The sequence below is a fragment of the uncultured Amaricoccus sp. genome, assembly GCF_937891315.1.
Taxonomy (GTDB): domain Bacteria; phylum Pseudomonadota; class Alphaproteobacteria; order Rhodobacterales; family Rhodobacteraceae; genus Amaricoccus.
This window is the reverse complement of the sequence record NZ_CALAGI010000056.1, coordinates 1-14,642: the sequence shown is the minus strand read 5'-3', so window position 1 is coordinate 14,642 and position 14,642 is coordinate 1. Positions and strand designations below refer to the sequence as shown.

The 14,642-nt window shown below is 71.5% G+C and carries 14 protein-coding genes; all 14 read left to right on the top strand.

What is annotated here, in order from left to right; translation table 11 throughout:
- The first annotated feature begins 1,777 nt into the window (after positions 1-1,777).
- Positions 1,778-1,984, top strand: a complete 207-nt coding sequence (locus Q0480_RS04990) for a hypothetical protein (RefSeq protein WP_299131249.1) — start codon at positions 1,778-1,780, stop codon at positions 1,982-1,984.
- A 2-nt stretch (positions 1,985-1,986) separates the two neighbouring features.
- Positions 1,987-3,531, top strand: coding sequence for a phage portal protein (locus Q0480_RS04985; RefSeq protein WP_299131248.1), 1,545 nt, complete (start codon positions 1,987-1,989; stop codon positions 3,529-3,531).
- 11 nt (positions 3,532-3,542) lie between these two features.
- Positions 3,543-5,639, top strand: coding sequence for a prohead protease/major capsid protein fusion protein (locus tag Q0480_RS04980; protein ID WP_299131245.1), 2,097 nt, complete (start codon positions 3,543-3,545; stop codon positions 5,637-5,639).
- A gap of 75 nt (positions 5,640-5,714) precedes the next feature.
- Positions 5,715-6,053: a DUF2190 family protein gene (locus tag Q0480_RS04975; RefSeq protein ID WP_299131243.1), complete on the top strand. Its 339-nt coding sequence runs from the start codon at positions 5,715-5,717 to the stop codon at positions 6,051-6,053.
- 10 nt (positions 6,054-6,063) lie between these two features.
- Positions 6,064-6,384 (top strand): hypothetical protein, encoded by a 321-nt coding sequence (locus tag Q0480_RS04970; protein ID WP_299131241.1) that lies wholly within the window; start codon positions 6,064-6,066, stop codon positions 6,382-6,384.
- Positions 6,381-7,019, top strand: coding sequence for a DUF6441 family protein (locus Q0480_RS04965; protein WP_299131240.1), 639 nt, complete (start codon positions 6,381-6,383; stop codon positions 7,017-7,019). Before Q0480_RS04970 ends, Q0480_RS04965 begins: the two co-directional genes overlap by 4 nt.
- A 27-nt stretch (positions 7,020-7,046) precedes the next feature.
- Positions 7,047-7,463: a hypothetical protein gene (locus Q0480_RS04960; RefSeq protein WP_299131238.1), complete on the top strand. Its 417-nt coding sequence runs from the start codon at positions 7,047-7,049 to the stop codon at positions 7,461-7,463.
- A gap of 10 nt (positions 7,464-7,473) precedes the next feature.
- A complete protein-coding gene (locus Q0480_RS17975; protein WP_366940819.1) occupies positions 7,474-9,072 on the top strand; it encodes a hypothetical protein in 1,599 nt (532 codons plus the stop codon).
- 15 nt (positions 9,073-9,087) lie between these two features.
- Positions 9,088-10,365 (top strand): phage tail tube protein, encoded by a 1,278-nt coding sequence (locus tag Q0480_RS04950; RefSeq protein WP_299131236.1) that lies wholly within the window; start codon positions 9,088-9,090, stop codon positions 10,363-10,365.
- A gap of 10 nt (positions 10,366-10,375) precedes the next feature.
- Complete coding sequence (locus tag Q0480_RS04945) at positions 10,376-10,816, top strand: hypothetical protein (RefSeq protein WP_299131234.1); 441 nt, start codon at positions 10,376-10,378, stop codon at positions 10,814-10,816.
- Entirely contained in the window at positions 10,813-11,046 is a 234-nt protein-coding gene (locus Q0480_RS04940; RefSeq protein WP_299131232.1) for a hypothetical protein, read from the top strand. Before Q0480_RS04945 ends, Q0480_RS04940 begins: the two co-directional genes overlap by 4 nt.
- Positions 11,039-13,183 (top strand): phage tail tape measure C-terminal domain-containing protein, encoded by a 2,145-nt coding sequence (locus Q0480_RS04935; protein WP_299131230.1) that lies wholly within the window; start codon positions 11,039-11,041, stop codon positions 13,181-13,183. The genes Q0480_RS04940 and Q0480_RS04935 overlap by 8 nt, the downstream gene beginning before the upstream one ends.
- Positions 13,183-13,809: a DUF2460 domain-containing protein gene (locus Q0480_RS04930; RefSeq protein ID WP_299131228.1), complete on the top strand. Its 627-nt coding sequence runs from the start codon at positions 13,183-13,185 to the stop codon at positions 13,807-13,809. Before Q0480_RS04935 ends, Q0480_RS04930 begins: the two co-directional genes overlap by 1 nt.
- Positions 13,806-14,642: DUF2163 domain-containing protein (locus Q0480_RS04925; protein WP_299131226.1), on the top strand; the 837-nt coding region annotated here is incomplete at its 3' end. The genes Q0480_RS04930 and Q0480_RS04925, both read left to right, overlap by 4 nt.

The window sequence follows — 14,642 nt, the reverse complement described above, 5'->3', positions numbered from 1 at the left end:
TCTACACAGGCGAAGACACTCTTTCCCTACACGACGCTCTTCCGATCTCGGCATCCACCAGGCGCCGGGACCGATCCTCGCGGTGCAGCCGACGGTCGATCTCGCGAAGCGGCTCAGCCAGCAGCGGATCGAGCCGCTGATCGAGGAGAGCCCGGAGCTGCGCGAGCGGGTGCTGCCGAGCCGGGCGCGCGATAGCGGCAACACGATCCTGGGGAAGCGCTTTCCGGGTGGCCAGCTGATCCTGACCGGGGCGAACAGCGCGGTGGGCCTGCGCTCGATGCCGGCGCGGTGGGTCTTTCTCGACGAGGTGGACGCCTATCCGGGCGACGTCGATGGCGAGGGCGACCCGATCGCGCTGGCCGAGGCCCGGACGATCAGCTTCGGCCACCGGGCGAAGCTGTTCCTGGCCTCGACGCCGACGATCAAGGGCCTGAGCCGCATCGAGCGGGAGTGGGAGTTGTCGGACCAGCGTCGGTATCACGTGCCCTGTCCGCATTGCGGGGCGCTGCAGTGGCTCAGGTTCGAGCGGCTCCGCTGGGAGGCCGGGCGACCGGAGACCGCCGCCTATGTCTGCGAGCATTGCGAGGAGCCGATCGCCGAGCGGCACAAGACGGCGATGATGGACGAGGGGAACGGCGCCTGCTGGATCGCGACGGCCGAGCCGGAGGTCCGCGAGCTCGCCGAGGCGAGCGGCACCGTCGGCTATCACATCTCGGGGCTCTACTCGCCGCTCGGCTGGCTGTCCTGGGAGGAGGTCGCCCGGGGCTGGGAGGCCGCGCAGAAGAACGACGCCGCGCTGAAGACGCTGAAGAACACCATCCTCGGCGAGACCTGGCAGGAGCGCGGCGAGGCGCCGGACTGGCAGCGGCTCTACGAGCGCCGCGACAGCTGGCAGCTCGGCCAGGCGCCCGAAGGAGTTCTGGTGCTGACCGCCGGCGCCGACGTGCAGCGCGACCGGATCGAGATCGATGTCTGGGGCTGGGGGCGCGGACTCCGGTCCTGGCTGGTCGATCACATCGTGCTCGACGGCGACGTCGCGCGGCCCGAGGTCTGGGCGGCGCTCGACGCGGTACTCGGCCAGACCTGGCCGCATGCCTCCGGCGCGCGAATGAGCCTCGCCCGGCTCGCGATCGACACCGGCGACGGCGTCACCGTCGACGCGGTCTATGCCTGGGTGCGGCGGGCGGGGCGCGGGCAGGTGGTCGCGGTAAAGGGCGTGGGCGGTTTCGATCGGTCGATGCCGGTCGAGGGGCCGACCTATGTCGAGGTGACCGAAGCCGGTCGGAAGATCCGGCGCGGGCTGCAGCTCTGGAAGGTGGCCGGCGCGGTCTTCAAGTCGGAGCTCTACCGCTTTCTGCGGCTGGCGCGCCCGACCGACGAGGAGCTCGCCGCCGGCGCCGGCTGGCCGCCTGGCTACGTGCATATCCCGCGCGGGACGACGGCGGAGTGGCTGCGGCAGCTGACGGCCGAGCAGCTGGTGACCGTGCGGTCGAAGGCGGGGTTCGCGCGGCTCGAATGGCAGCAGCTCCGCGAGCGGAACGAGGCGCTCGATTGCCGGGTCTATGCCCGGGCGTGCGCCTTCCTGATGGGGATCGACCGCTGGGACGATCCGCGCTGGGAGACGCTCGAGTCGCAGCTCGACGCCGGCGGCGCGGCCGAGGCGCGGCCGGCCGGACAGCCGAACCGGCCGCGAACGGAGAAGGGAGCGCGGCGGTCGTCCGACTGGATGGGACCTCGGCGCGGGAAGTGGTTCTGATGATGACAGGGATGAACTGACATGGCCTGGACACAGGCGCAGCTCGAAGCCATCCGGAAGGCGTATGCCTCCGGGGTCACCCGCGTGGCGTATGATGGGAAAATGACCGAATACCGCTCGCTCGCCGAGATGCGCACGATCATCTCGGAGATCGAGACGGATCTCGCCGAACAGGCCGGGACGCGGCGCCGCCCGGTCGCCGGGTTCGCCGGCTTCCGGAGGCGGTGAGCGTGACGGCTCGTTCGAACACCGCCGCGCCGTCGCCCTCGGTGCGCTGGGGCTTCTACGACCGCGTGCTCGCCGCCGTGGCGCCGCAGGCCGCCGCGAGGCGCCTGGCGGCGCGGATGGCGATCGAGCGCATGCGGGGCTACGACGGGGCCCAGCGCGGCCGCGAGACCGACGGCTGGCAGGCGGCCGGCACCTCGGCCGACAGCGAGATCGCGATCGCCGGGCCGATGCTGCGCCAGCGGATGCGCGACCTCGTCCGCAACAACCCGTTGGCCGCGCAGGCCGTGCAGGTGCTGGTCAACAACATCGTCGGGCCCGGGATCCGCCCTCGCGCGGCGAGCGGGGATCCCGGGGTGAACGCGCGCGCCGACGCGTTGTGGGCGGCCTGGTCGCGGCGCTGCGACCGCCACGGCCATACCGACTTCCACGGGCTGACCGCGCTCGCGGTCCGCGAAATGGTCGAAGGTGGCGATGTCTTCGCGCTGCGCCGCCCCGGCCGCGCCGGCGACGGGCCGGTGCCGCTGACGATCGAGCTGCGTGAGGCCGACCACCTCGACGCGGCCCGCTTCGACAGCCGGGCCGACGGGGTCAGGATCGACCAGGGGATCGAGTACGACCGGAGCGGCCGCCGCGCCGCCTTCTGGATGTTCCCTGACCACCCGGGCAACCGGTCGCCGGTCTTCGGACGGACGCTGGAGTCGGTGCGGCATCCGGCCGAGGGGGTCGCGCACCTCTTCGAGCGGCAGCGGATCCAGAGCCGCGGCGTGCCCTGGGGCACGGCGGCGATGCGGCCGATCCGTGACGTCGATGACTGGCAGCGGGCCGAGCTCGTGCGCAAGAAGACCGAGGCCTGCCTCGTCGGGATCGTCTTTGGCGCCGACGAGGCCGAGCAGTCGATCGCGCCGGTGGTCGAGGACGGCGAGGGCAACCGGATCGAGCAGTTCGAGCCGGGCCTCGTCGCCTATGCGCGGAACGGGAAGGACATCAAGTTCAACCAGCCGGCATCGACCGGCGGGGTCTACGAGTGGCATCGGGTGCAGCTGCACATCGTCTCGGCGGGCTTCCGGGTGCCCTATGCCCTGATGACCGGCGACCTCAGCCAGGCGAACTTCGCCAGCTCGCGCGTCGGCCTGAACGAGTTCCGTCGCATGGTCGACCAGCTGCAGTGGCAGACGGTCATCCCGATGTTCTGCGACCCGGTCTGGGACTGGTTCGTCGCGCTCGCGCAGACCGGCGGGCAGCTGCCCTCCGGCGTCGCGATCCCGGCGGAGTGGGCGCCGCCGCGGTTCGAGAGCGTGAACCCGCTGCAGGATGCCCAGGCCGACCTGCTCGAGGTCCGCGCCGGCTTCTCGACCCTGAAGCAACAGATCGCCCGGCGCGGCTACGACCCGAATGCGACGCTGGTCGAATGGGCGGAGACGGCCGCGGCGATCGACGCCCTCGGCCTCGTCCTCGACAGCGACCCGCGCAAGGTGACCAAGGCCGGGCTCGTCCAGACGGGCGACACCGGCGATTCCGCCGCCCCTCGGCGCGAAGCCGACCAGTAACGGAGAGACCAGTGGATCCGGAAGATATCCTCGACCTGCCCCTGCAGGGGCGGGAGGCCTCGGTGCGCCTCGTCTCGCCGAAGGCGAGCGTACCGCCCGACGGCGCCGGAGCGACGGCGATCGACGGCACGCGCACGATCGAGATCGTATGGACGACCGGCGCCCGGGTGCTGCGCCGGCGCTGGGAGGGCTGGGACGATCTCCGCGAGTACGACGAGGAGCTCATCGTCACGCCGCAGGCGATCCGCCTCGACCGCATGAACTCGGGGGCCGCGCCCTTTCTCGACACCCACGGCTCCTGGTCGCTCGAGGACGTGCTCGGCACCGTGGTCGAGGGCTCGGCGCGAATCGAGAACGGCGTCGGCACAGCCACCGTGCGGCTGACGGCCGCGCCGGACGCGGCACCACTGGTGCAGCGGATCGTCGAGGGCACGGTCCGCAGCGTCTCGGTCGGCTATCGCGTGCACCGCTACGAGATCGAGAAGCGCGAAGGCCAGCGCGAGATCTGGCGCGCCGTCGATTGGGAGCCCTACGAGGTTTCGGCGGTGCCTATGCCCGCCGACCCGGGCGCCCGCATCAGATCGGAAGGCGCGCTCGATGCGCCTTCCGCGGAACTCCGCCTCCGGCGGACCCCCTGCGCCGTGACCCGGCGCACCCCTGCCGCGTCCGCGGCGAGCACGACCCCTGCCGCGTCCGCGGCAATCAGGAAAGGACAGGGCATGGACCCCGAAGACCAGCTGGCGCCGGAGCAGACCCGCGTCGAATCGCGAAACGCGGAGACCCCCGCCACGGCACCGGTGGCTGCCCCCGATGCCGACGCGATCCGCGCCGAGGAGCGCGCCCGCGTCGCCGAGATCACCTCGCTCTGCGGTCGCCACGGCCTCGACGCCGGCCTGCGCGACCGGCTGATCCGCGAGGGCACCGGGCTCGATTCCGCCCGCGCCGCGATCCTCGACGCGCTCGTCGCCCGCGACCCGGCCGGCCGCACCGTCGAGCCGTCGCCGGCCGTGGCGCGGGACTCGGCCGACACCGCCTACCGTGACGCGATGAGCGCGGCGCTGATGCACCGCCACGCGCCCTCGACCGCCCTGCCGGCGGAGGCGCGCGAGTTCCGCGGCCTGTCGCTGATCGAGCTCGCCCGCCACGCGCTCGAGCGCGGCGGTGTCTCGACCCGCGGCATGGCGAAGATGGAGGTGGCCGGGCTCGCGCTGTCGGCGCGGGCGGCGGGCTACATGGGGACGAGCGACTTCGCCGCGATCCTCGCCAATGTCGCCAACAAGACCCTGCGCGCAGGCTACGAGAGCACGCCGCGGACCTTCAGCGTCTGGGCCCGCCGGGCGACGATCACCGACTTCAAGCAGGTCAGCCGCGCCCAGCTCGGCGGCGCTCCCGACCTGCAGAAGGTGCTCGAGGCCGGCGAGTTCAGCTACGGGACGATCGGCGAGGGCAAGGAGGTCTATGCGCTGGCGACCTACGGTCGCATCGTCGCGATCACCCGCCAGACGCTGATCAACGACGATCTCGACGCCTTCACCCGGGTGCCCGCCGCCTTCGGCGCGGCGGCGGCCGACCTCGAGTCCGACGTCGTCTACGGCATCCTGTCGGCGAACGCCGCGATGTCGGACAGCGTCGCGCTGTTCCACGCCAACCACGGCAACCTCGCCGCCGCCGCCACGGCGATCGACGAGGCCAACCTCGCGATCGCCTATCGCGCCTTCGCCGCCCAGAAGGGCCTCGAGGGACGGGTGATCTCGATCCTGCCGCGCTTCGTCCTCGTGCCGCCGGGCAAGCGCTCGGTCGAGGCGCGCAAGCAGGTGACCGCGACCACCCCGGGGAGCACGGCCGAGGTCAACACCTTCGCCGGCCGCCTCGAGGTCGTCGAGGAGCCCCGCCTGATCCCGGCCGGCGGCAATGACCCGTGGTTCCTCGCCGCCGACCCGTCGCGGATCGACACGGTCGAGTACGCTTACCTCGACGGCCAGGAGGGTGTCTTCACCGAGACCCGCACCGGGTTCGAGGTCGACGGCATCGAGATCAAGGCGCGGCACGATTTCGCCGCCAAGGCGATCGACTGGCGCGGCCTCTTCAAGAACGCCGGCGCGGCGTAGCCCTGCCCCGGCTCCTGACACGGAGCCGGGGCCGCCCGGTCCCGGCTCTCCCATTCATTCAACGGGAGAAACCCCATGAAGAACTTCGTCGCCAACGGCCACGCGATCACCATCACCGCCGGGGCGGACATCGCCTCGGGCGCCGGCGTCCTCGTCGGCTCGCTCTTCGGCGTCGCCGCCGGCGCGATCGCCAACGGCGCCGACGGCGTCATCAACCTCGAGGGTATCTTCGACCTGCCGAAGGTCGGTTCGCAGGCCTGGACGGTCGGCGTGCCGGTCTACTGGACGGGCTCGGCCTGCACCACCACCGCCTCGACCAACAAGCTGATCGGCGCGGCCGTCGCCGCGGTGGGCAGCGGTGCTGGCGAGACGGTTGGCCGGGTGCGGCTGAACGGCGCCGCGGTCACCGCCTGAGTCCTGGCCGGTGTCCGCTTTCGCCGTCGCGGTCGATGTGCTGTTCGAGGATCCGAACCTCGCCGTCGATGCGATCTGGCGCGCCGGCGGCGCCGGTGCCGGGATCCCGGTTCGGGCGGTGCGCCGCGATCCCGATACCGTCGTCTCCTACCGCGACGGCCGCTACCTGGTCGACACGGTCTTTCTCGATCTGCGGATCGCGGAGGTGCCGGGGCTCGCCCAGGGTGACACGCTCGAGTCCGACGGCGCGGTCTATACGCTGATCGGGGCTCCGGTACGCGACCGGGATCGACTGATCTGGACAGTCGGCGCGCGGGAGGAGCCCTCGTGAGGATCAGCATCGATATCGCCGGCGATCTCGAGGAAGACCTCCTCACGGAGATCCGCGCCGGCGAGGCGGCGGTGACCACCGGCGTCACCCGGGTCGGGATCGGGCTGAAAACCGCCTGGCGCGCCCAGGTGACCGGCGCCGGCCTCGGCCAGCGGCTGGCCAACACCATCCGCGCCAACCGCTACCCACGCACGGGCGAATCGATCAACGCGGCGAGCCTGGTGTTCAGCCGCGCCGCGAAGATCGTCGATGCCTTCGACCGGGGCGCGCTGATCCGCTCCAAGGCCGGCTTCTATCTCGCGATCCCCACCGCCGTGGCGGGTCGCGGGTCGGGCGGCAAGCGGATCACGCCCGGCGGTTGGGAACGGCGGACCGGCCGGCGGCTGCGCTTTGTCTATCGCCCCGGGCGGCACAGCCTGCTCGTCGCCGACGACGCGCGGATCAACAGCCGCGGCTTCGCCGCCCCCAAGCGCGGCCGCCGTCGCCGCGACGGGATCCTGACCGGCGCCCAGACGATCGTGATCTTCATCCTGGTGCCGCAGGTCCGGCTCCGGAAGCGCCTCGACCTCGACCGGGCGGTCGGCGCCGCCGCGGCTGCGCTGCCGGCGGCGATCCTGGCCGCCTGGAAGGACTGACTGAACCCTTAAGCCAAAGGACCGCCCATGCCCTCTGCCATCTACCACAGCGCAATCCGCGATCTCTTCACCGGCGCGGTCGATGCCGACACCGACAGCTTCAAGGTGATGCTGGTCACTTCGAGCTACAGCCCGAACAAGGACACCGACGACAAGCGCAACGACGTGACGAACGAGGTCAGCGGCACCGGCTATACCGCCGGCGGCGCCAGCGCGACGCTGGGCGTTTCGATCGACACCACGAACGACCGGATCGAGATCAGCCTCGGCGGCGCCAGCTGGCCAGCCTCGACGATCACCGCGCGCGGCGCGGTCTACTACAAGTCGCGGGGTGGCGCCTCGTCGGCCGACGAGCTGGTGGCCTATATCGATTTCGGTGCGAACGTGGTGTCGGAGGCCGGCACTTTCGCGCTGACCGCCTCGACGATCCGCATCCAGAACTGAGGCCGGCGCCATGCCGTCGATCTGGGAGGACGTGCTCGACGGCCACTGGGGCTTTGCCATCCTGCCCGGTACGGCGCACACGCTCTGCTATCAGGAGCGGACCGGCGCATCGGCCACGACGCCGGCGAGCGCCGACGGCGATCCGGTGGGCACCGTCCATGATCTGATCTCCGGGCTCTATATCACCATGGGGTCGGACGCGGCCCGTCCGACCTTCCGGACCGCCGCCGGCGTCTCCTGGCTTCAGTTCGATGGCACGGACGATATCCTCGTCGCCACTCCCGGGGCCTACACCGGGACGGTGATCTACGGCGTCGCGCTGGTCCGCGATACGGACGGGCCCATCCTCAGCGTCACCAAGAACGCCGAGGAAGATTGGAACTCGAACAGCCGCGTCATTCTGATGGGTCGCGGCGGCGCGGCCTGTGAGCTCTACCGGAACGGGATCCTCGAGGGCGTGGAATACCCCGGCGACGGCATCGCATTCGTGCTCGAGGCCCAATCGGGACCGACCCTGTCGTTCATCGCCCGCAATGGCGGCGCGGATTCGAACGAGACCCACGGCGACGCCGGCGCCTACGACGTGAACCGGGTCGGGTTCATGTGCTCCGCGAACGGGAGCGCCGCGGCGTCGGGCAGGCTCTATGGCGCGCTGGTGGTGGGGGCCGCGCCCAGCTCCGGCGAGCGCGCGGATCTGGTGGCCGCCGCCCAGGCCCTCCTGGTGGGCGGTACCGCGGGCGAAGCGGATGGCGACCTGGTGACCGTCACCACGAGCCTGGTCGCCGGCGCCGCGAGCGGGGTCCGGGCCCCGACGGTTTCCGGCCAGCTTCTCGCCGCGACCGCCACCCTTGTGGACGGGACGGCGACTGGCGTCCGCTCGCCAACGGTTTCCGGTCAGATCCTGACCGCGACCACCGCCCTCGCGGACGGGACGGCCTCTGGCGTCCGCGCGCCGACGGTTTCCGGTCAGGTGCTGACCGTCGGCGTGAGTCTCATCCCGGGCGAGGGAACGGGCGCGAGCGCGCCGACGGCGCCGGGCCAGATCCTGACCGCGACCGCCGCCCTCGCGGCCGGGACCGCCTCTGGCGTCCGCGCGCCAACGGTTCCGGGTCAGGCCTTGATCGTCAACGTCACCGCGCTGCCCGGCGCGGCGAGCGGCGGTGGAACGACGCTTGAGAGCAAGCGGGAACGGGTTCTGAAGGCGCTCTACACCGCGCTGAACACGACGCGGCCCGCGGGCTCGACACTGCTGCGGAACGCCGTGCTGCCGGAGCGCATCCCGGCGGCCGGCCTCATGATCCTGCGCGACGGCGATCCGGGGGAGCCTCAGTTTCTCTTCTCGCCGCCTCTCTGGTTCTACGAACACCGCGCCGAGATCGACGTGCTGGTCGACGCGGCGAGCCCGGCCGCCCGCGACACCGCGTTCGACGGCGTCTGTCAGGCGATATCCCGGGCCCTCTCGGCCGATCCCTCGCTTGGAGGCCTTGTCGACTACGCGCTCGGCGAGGCGCCGGCGCCGCTCGACCTCGCGATCGAGGGAGCCGAGGGGCTCAAGGCCGCCTCGATCGGCATCATTCTGCCCTACGACACCAGCGATCCGCTCGCCTGAACAAAGGAAACTGACATGGCACGTGCACAGGGGGCGCGGGCGCAGATGGCGCTCGGCTTCGAATCGTCCTACGGCATCCCGCCGAGCGCGGGGGACTTCTGGCAGATGCCGTTCGCGACCTCGAACCTCGGGGCCGAGCAGCCGCTTCTCTCGTCGGAGCTCCTCGGCTATGGCCGCGACCCGCTGCCGCCCGTCAAGGACGCGATCACCGTCGATGGCGACGTGGTGATCCCCATCGATGCGCGCTACGCGGGCATCTGGCTGAAAGCGCTGTTCGGCGCGCCGACGACGGCCAGCGGCCTGAGGGCGGCCGGCCGGATCGTCTTTGGCGCCAATCCCGCCGCGGCGAGCACGATCACCCTCAACGGCACCGCCTGGACATTCGTCGCCTCGGGCGCCGCCGGTAACCAGACGAACATCGGAGCCACGCTCGCGGCGACGCTCGCGCAGCTCGTCACCGACCTCAACGCCTCGGCCGCCACCGAGATCGTGAAATGCACTTACTCGGCGCTGGGCGGCGCCACGCTGCTCATCTCCTTCGATACCGCCGGAACCTCGGGCAACAGCTACACGCTCGCCGCGAGCGCCGCGACGGTCTCGGCCGCGACACTGACGGGCGGCGCCGCGACCGGCTATTCCCATACCTTCGCCTCGGGCGGCTGGACGCTGCCGTCCTTCGCGGTCGAGGTCGGCATGCCCGACGTGCCCTATTATTCGATGGCCTCGGGCTGCGTGGCGAACTCGATCGCCTGGACCATGAACCGCTCGGGCCTGATCACCGCCTCGGTCAACGTGATCGCCCAGGGCGAGACGGTCGGCGGCGGCTCGGCCGCCGGCGCGCTGACCAGCCTGCCGCTCACCCGCTTCGGCGCGTTCAACGGCGCGGTGCGCCGCGATGGCGTCCAGCTCGGAAACATCGTCTCGGCGCAGGTTACCTACAACAACAACCTCGACCGGATCGAGACCATCCGGGGCGACGGCAGGATCGACGGCGCCGACCCGTCGCTTGCGACGCTCACCGGCACGGTCGAGGTGCGCTTCGCGAGCACGGCGCTGCTCGACCAGGCTGTCAGCGGCGATCCCTGCGCGCTCGAGTTCGAATATGGCGTCGCCGGCGGCCCGTCGCTGGTGCTGACCGCGCATGCCGTCTACCTGCCCCGGGCGAAGGTCGCGCTCGATGGCCCCGGCGGCGTGCAGACCAGCTTCGCCTGGCAGGCCGCGCTGGACAGCGCCGCGGGCCGGATGGCGACGGCGGTGCTGATCAATGACCAGAGCGGATATGCCAACCCGTGAGGAACCACGCATGCTTCGACTGAACCTGTCGACCGAGCCCGAGTGGCTCGATCTCGGCTCCGGCGTCCGCGTGCGCGTCGCGCCGCTTACCTCCGCGCTCATGGCACGCGCCCGCGCCTCGGATGCGATCGAGGCATTGGTCGCCGCGCTCGCCTCCGAGGCCGAGCTCGCGGTCGCCCTCGCGAAGGAGCTCGCCGCGATGGCGATCGTGGAGTGGGAAGGGATCGGCGACGCGGAGGGCGAGCCGCTGCCGGTCAGTCCGGAGGCGGCCAGCGCGCTCATGGACGTCTATCCGGTCTTCGAGAGCTTCCAGCTCCGCTACGTCGCGAAGGGGCTGGTGCTGGATGCGGAAAAAAACGCCTCCGCGCCCTCGCCGAATGGCATTTCGGAGGGGGCGCCGCCTATTGCGGAGCCTGCCCGTCGCGCTGCGAAGAGTGCCCGGCGCGGGTGAACCGCCCGGAGACGATTGAGGGTACGCAGGTCTGGGACCTCGCGCTGAGGATGGGCGGGCAGGTCCGCGCCATCCCTGGCGCGCTGCTCGGCTGGGACATGTCGGCCGGTCTCGCCCTCGGCGCGGCGCTTGGCATCACGCCGATCGCCGTCGCCGAGCTGCTGCCCGACATCGAGGCGATCGCGGTGCGGAAGATCAACGAACTGACGGAAGCGGGACGAGATGGTTGAGCGCAAGGTATCGGTGAGGATCGCCGCCGTCGGTGGCGACCATCTGAAGGCGGACCTCGTTGCGATCGGTCGCGACGGGAAGCAGGCGCTGCGGGAAATCGAACAGGCCGGCGTTCCGGCGAGCCGCGGCCTGACCGCGACCGGCGGCGCCGCCGGCGCGCTGATGACCCGCCTCGATGTTCTGGCCCGGCGGGCGGGCGCGGCCGCCAACAGCATCCGCCGCCTCGAGGGCGCCGGCGCCGTGGTCGCGCGGATCGATCGCTCGACCGGCGTCGGCGGCGGGATGCGGCGCGACGCGGCCGACATCGATGCCTATGGCCGGGCGCTCGACGATCTTCGCGCCAAGCACAATCCGCTCTTCGCCGCGATCCGCGGCTATCGCTCCGAGGTCGAGGAGATCCGGCGCGCGCACGCGGTGGGCGCGATCACGGCGGACGAGATGAACGCCGCGATCGGGCGCACGCGGCAGGCCTCGCTCGCGTCGATCGCGGCGATCAGGGGGCGCACGACGGCGATCGGCGGCATGGCCCGCGGGTCGCGCGAAGCGGCCTGGCAGCAGCGCATGCTGTTCTTCCAGCTGAACGACATCGGCGTCTCGCTCGCCTCGGGCCAGAGCCCGCTGACCGTGCTCGTACAGCAGGGCTCGCAGATCACACAGATGTACGCCGGCGCCGGCGGGGTGAACGCGGCGCTGAGGCAGACCGGCGGACTGGTCAGGGGCCTCGGGTCCGGTCTCCTGTCCGCGGGGCGCGGGATCGGCGCCCTCCTATCCAATCCGATCGGCGCCGGGGTCGCGGCCGCCGTCGCCCTCGCGGCGGCCGCCTTCGCCGGGCTGCGGCACGAGATCAACGAGACCGCGGACGTCCAGGTGGGCTTCGGCGACACGATGCTGGCCGTCTGGCAGGCAACCCGGGACGGGGCCTGGGACATGGTGAAGCCGACCTTCGACGCGATCGCCACCTGGGCGGCGCCGGCCTTCGAGGCGGTGAGTTCGGCCGCCTCGGCCGCCTGGGACGGGATCGTCACCGGCGTGCATCTCGCCGGCAACGCGATCATCAAGGGCTTTCAGATCACCGCGCAGACGGTGATCGCGCTCTGGGCGGCGGTGCCGGCCGCGATCGGCGCGGCCGTGGTCGCCGGCGCGAACGCGGTGCTCGCCGGGCTCGAGATGCTGATCAACCGGGTGAGCGGCAAGCTCAACGAATGGATCGGTTCGATCAACGGCGTGCTTGGCCAGCTTCCGGACTGGGTCGGAAGCCCGCGGATTTCGCAGATCCCGGCCGGGCTCAACCTCGGACGGATCGACAATGCTCCAGCGGCGGACCTGCGGGCGCAATGGGCGGCCTACCAGAACACGATCGGCGGCATCGTCGCGGGCGACCCGCTCGGCGACGTCTTCGGCGGGATCAGCGCCCGGGCTCAGGCTAACGCGCGGCGACGGGCGGCCGCCGCGGCGAGCGAGGACGCGGCGGGCTCCGGCGGCGGCGGGGGCGGCCGCGCCGGCGGTGGCGGGGCGGCGGGGAAGGACAAGGCGATGATCGAACCCGAGCGGGAGCTCGCGGGCATCGCCGCGATCACCGACGCGCTCAACCGGGCCTATGATGACGTGAAGGATCTGGGCAAGGGGATCGGCGAGGCGCTGGGCGGGGCATTCAAGAGCGCCGAGGACGCGGTCGGCGAGTTCGTCAAGACCGGCAAGCTCGACATTCGCAGCCTCGTCACCTCGACGATCGCCGACTTCGCCCAGCTCGGCGCGCGGAAGTTCCTGTTCGCGCCGCTGTCAAACGCGCTCTCGACCGTGATGGGCGGGTTCGGGGGCGGGATCGCGGCGGCGGTGCAGCACAGCGGCGGCCCGGCCGGTGCCGGCCCGCTGCGCCTGGTCGAGGCCGCCGCCTTCGCCCATGCGCCTCGGCTCCACAACGGCGGCCGGGTCGGCCCCGACGAATACGCGGCAATCCTGCAGAGCGGCGAGCGGGTGCTGAACCGTCGCCAGACGAGGGAGTGGGAGAGCGGGCGCTCCGGCGGCGCGCCGGTGGTGAACTTCAACATCCGCGACGCGCAGAGCTTCAGGCAGTCGCGGACGCAGATCGCGGCCGATGTCTCCCGGGCCGTCGCCCTCGGCCGGAGGGGCATGTAATGGCATTCCACAACGTGAGGTTTCCCGAGAGCATCAGCCGGGGAGCTCGCGGCGGGCCTCGCCGGAGCACCCAGATCGTGACGCTTGCCTCCGGCGACGAGGAGCGGAACGCCGACTGGGCCGACTCGCGCCGGTCCTATGACGTGGCGTTCGGCGTGCGGCGCGCCGACGACCTGGCCGCCGTCACCGCCTTCTTCGAGGCGCGGAACGGCCGCCTGCACACCTTCCGCTTCAAGGACTGGGCCGACTACAAATCGTGCCCGCCGTCGGCGACGCCCGCCGCCACCGATCAGGTCATCGGCACCGGCGACGGATCCAGAGTGGCCTTCCAGCTCCGGAAGGCCTACGCCTCGGGCGGGGAGACCTGGTGGCGGACGGTCACCAAGCCGCGCGCCACCACGGTGCTGATCGCACTCGCAGGCGTCCCGCAGGCCTCCGGCTGGTCGTTTTCGGGCAGCACCGGTGTCGTCACCTTCGTCGCCGCGCCCGGAGCCGGAGTAGCCGTCGCCGCCGGTTTCGAGTTCGACGTTCATGCCCGCTTCGATACCGACCAGCTCGACCTCACGCTCGACATCGAGCGGCTCGGCTCGATCACTTCGATCCCGGTGATCGAGGTTCGGCGATGAAGACGATCGACGCCGCGCTGCAGGCGCATCTCGACGGCGGGGCCACCACGCTGGCCTGGTGCTGGCGGATCACCCGGAGCGACGGCCAGGTGCTCGGTTTCACGAACCATGATCGCGGCCTGACCTTCGCCGGCACCGACTTCGAGCCGGAAAGCGGATTTGGCGCCTCCGAGGTTCGATCGGGGTCCGATCTGTCGGTCGATGCCCAGGACGCCGAAGGGGTGCTCAGCTCGGACCGGATCACCGAGGCGGACATCCTCGATGGGCGCTGGGACAACGCGACGGTCGAACTCTGGCGAGTGAACTGGCAGGCGACGGGCCAGAGGGTGCTGATGCGCCGCGGCGCCGTCGGCCAGATCCGTCGCGGCCGGGTCTCCTTCGTCGCCGAAGTCCGATCGCTCGCCCACCTGCTCGACCAGACGGTGGGGCGCTCGTATCAGTACGCATGCGACGCCGCGCTGGGCGATGGCCGCTGCAAGGTGGCGCTTTCGAATCCTGACTGGAACGGCGGCGGTTCGGTCACGAGCCTGGTTCGCGATCGCGTCTTCTCCGCCTCCGGGCTGGGCGGCTTCGCCGGAGGCCTGTTCACCGCCGGCGTGCTTACCTGGTCGAGCGGCGCGAACGACGGCCGCGAGGCGGAAGTGCTGCGGCACGCGGCGGCGGGAGGGATGGTGACGATCACCCTTCTGGAGCCGCCGGTTCGGGACATCGTGGTCGGCGACGGCTTCACCATCCAGGCCGGCTGCGACAAGACCACCGCCACCTGCCGGGCGCGGTTCGACAATATCCTGAACTTCCGGGGCTTCCCGCACATCCCGGGCTCGGGCGAGCTC

What these genes read in the sequence shown, in the direction of transcription:
- Q0480_RS04990 (WP_299131249.1), top strand. Translation starts at nt 1,778, where the DNA reads ATGGCCTGGACACAGGCGCAGCTCGAAGCCATCCGGAAGGCGTATGCC.
- Q0480_RS04975 (WP_299131243.1), top strand. Translation starts at nt 5,715, where the DNA reads ATGAAGAACTTCGTCGCCAACGGCCACGCGATCACCATCACCGCCGGG.
- Q0480_RS04960 (WP_299131238.1), top strand. Translation starts at nt 7,047, where the DNA reads ATGCCCTCTGCCATCTACCACAGCGCAATCCGCGATCTCTTCACCGGC.
- Q0480_RS17975 (WP_366940819.1), top strand. Translation starts at nt 7,474, where the DNA reads ATGCCGTCGATCTGGGAGGACGTGCTCGACGGCCACTGGGGCTTTGCC.
- Q0480_RS04950 (WP_299131236.1), top strand. Translation starts at nt 9,088, where the DNA reads ATGGCACGTGCACAGGGGGCGCGGGCGCAGATGGCGCTCGGCTTCGAA.
- Q0480_RS04945 (WP_299131234.1), top strand. Translation starts at nt 10,376, where the DNA reads ATGCTTCGACTGAACCTGTCGACCGAGCCCGAGTGGCTCGATCTCGGC.
- Q0480_RS04935 (WP_299131230.1), top strand. Translation starts at nt 11,039, where the DNA reads ATGGTTGAGCGCAAGGTATCGGTGAGGATCGCCGCCGTCGGTGGCGAC.
- Q0480_RS04930 (WP_299131228.1), top strand. Translation starts at nt 13,183, where the DNA reads ATGGCATTCCACAACGTGAGGTTTCCCGAGAGCATCAGCCGGGGAGCT.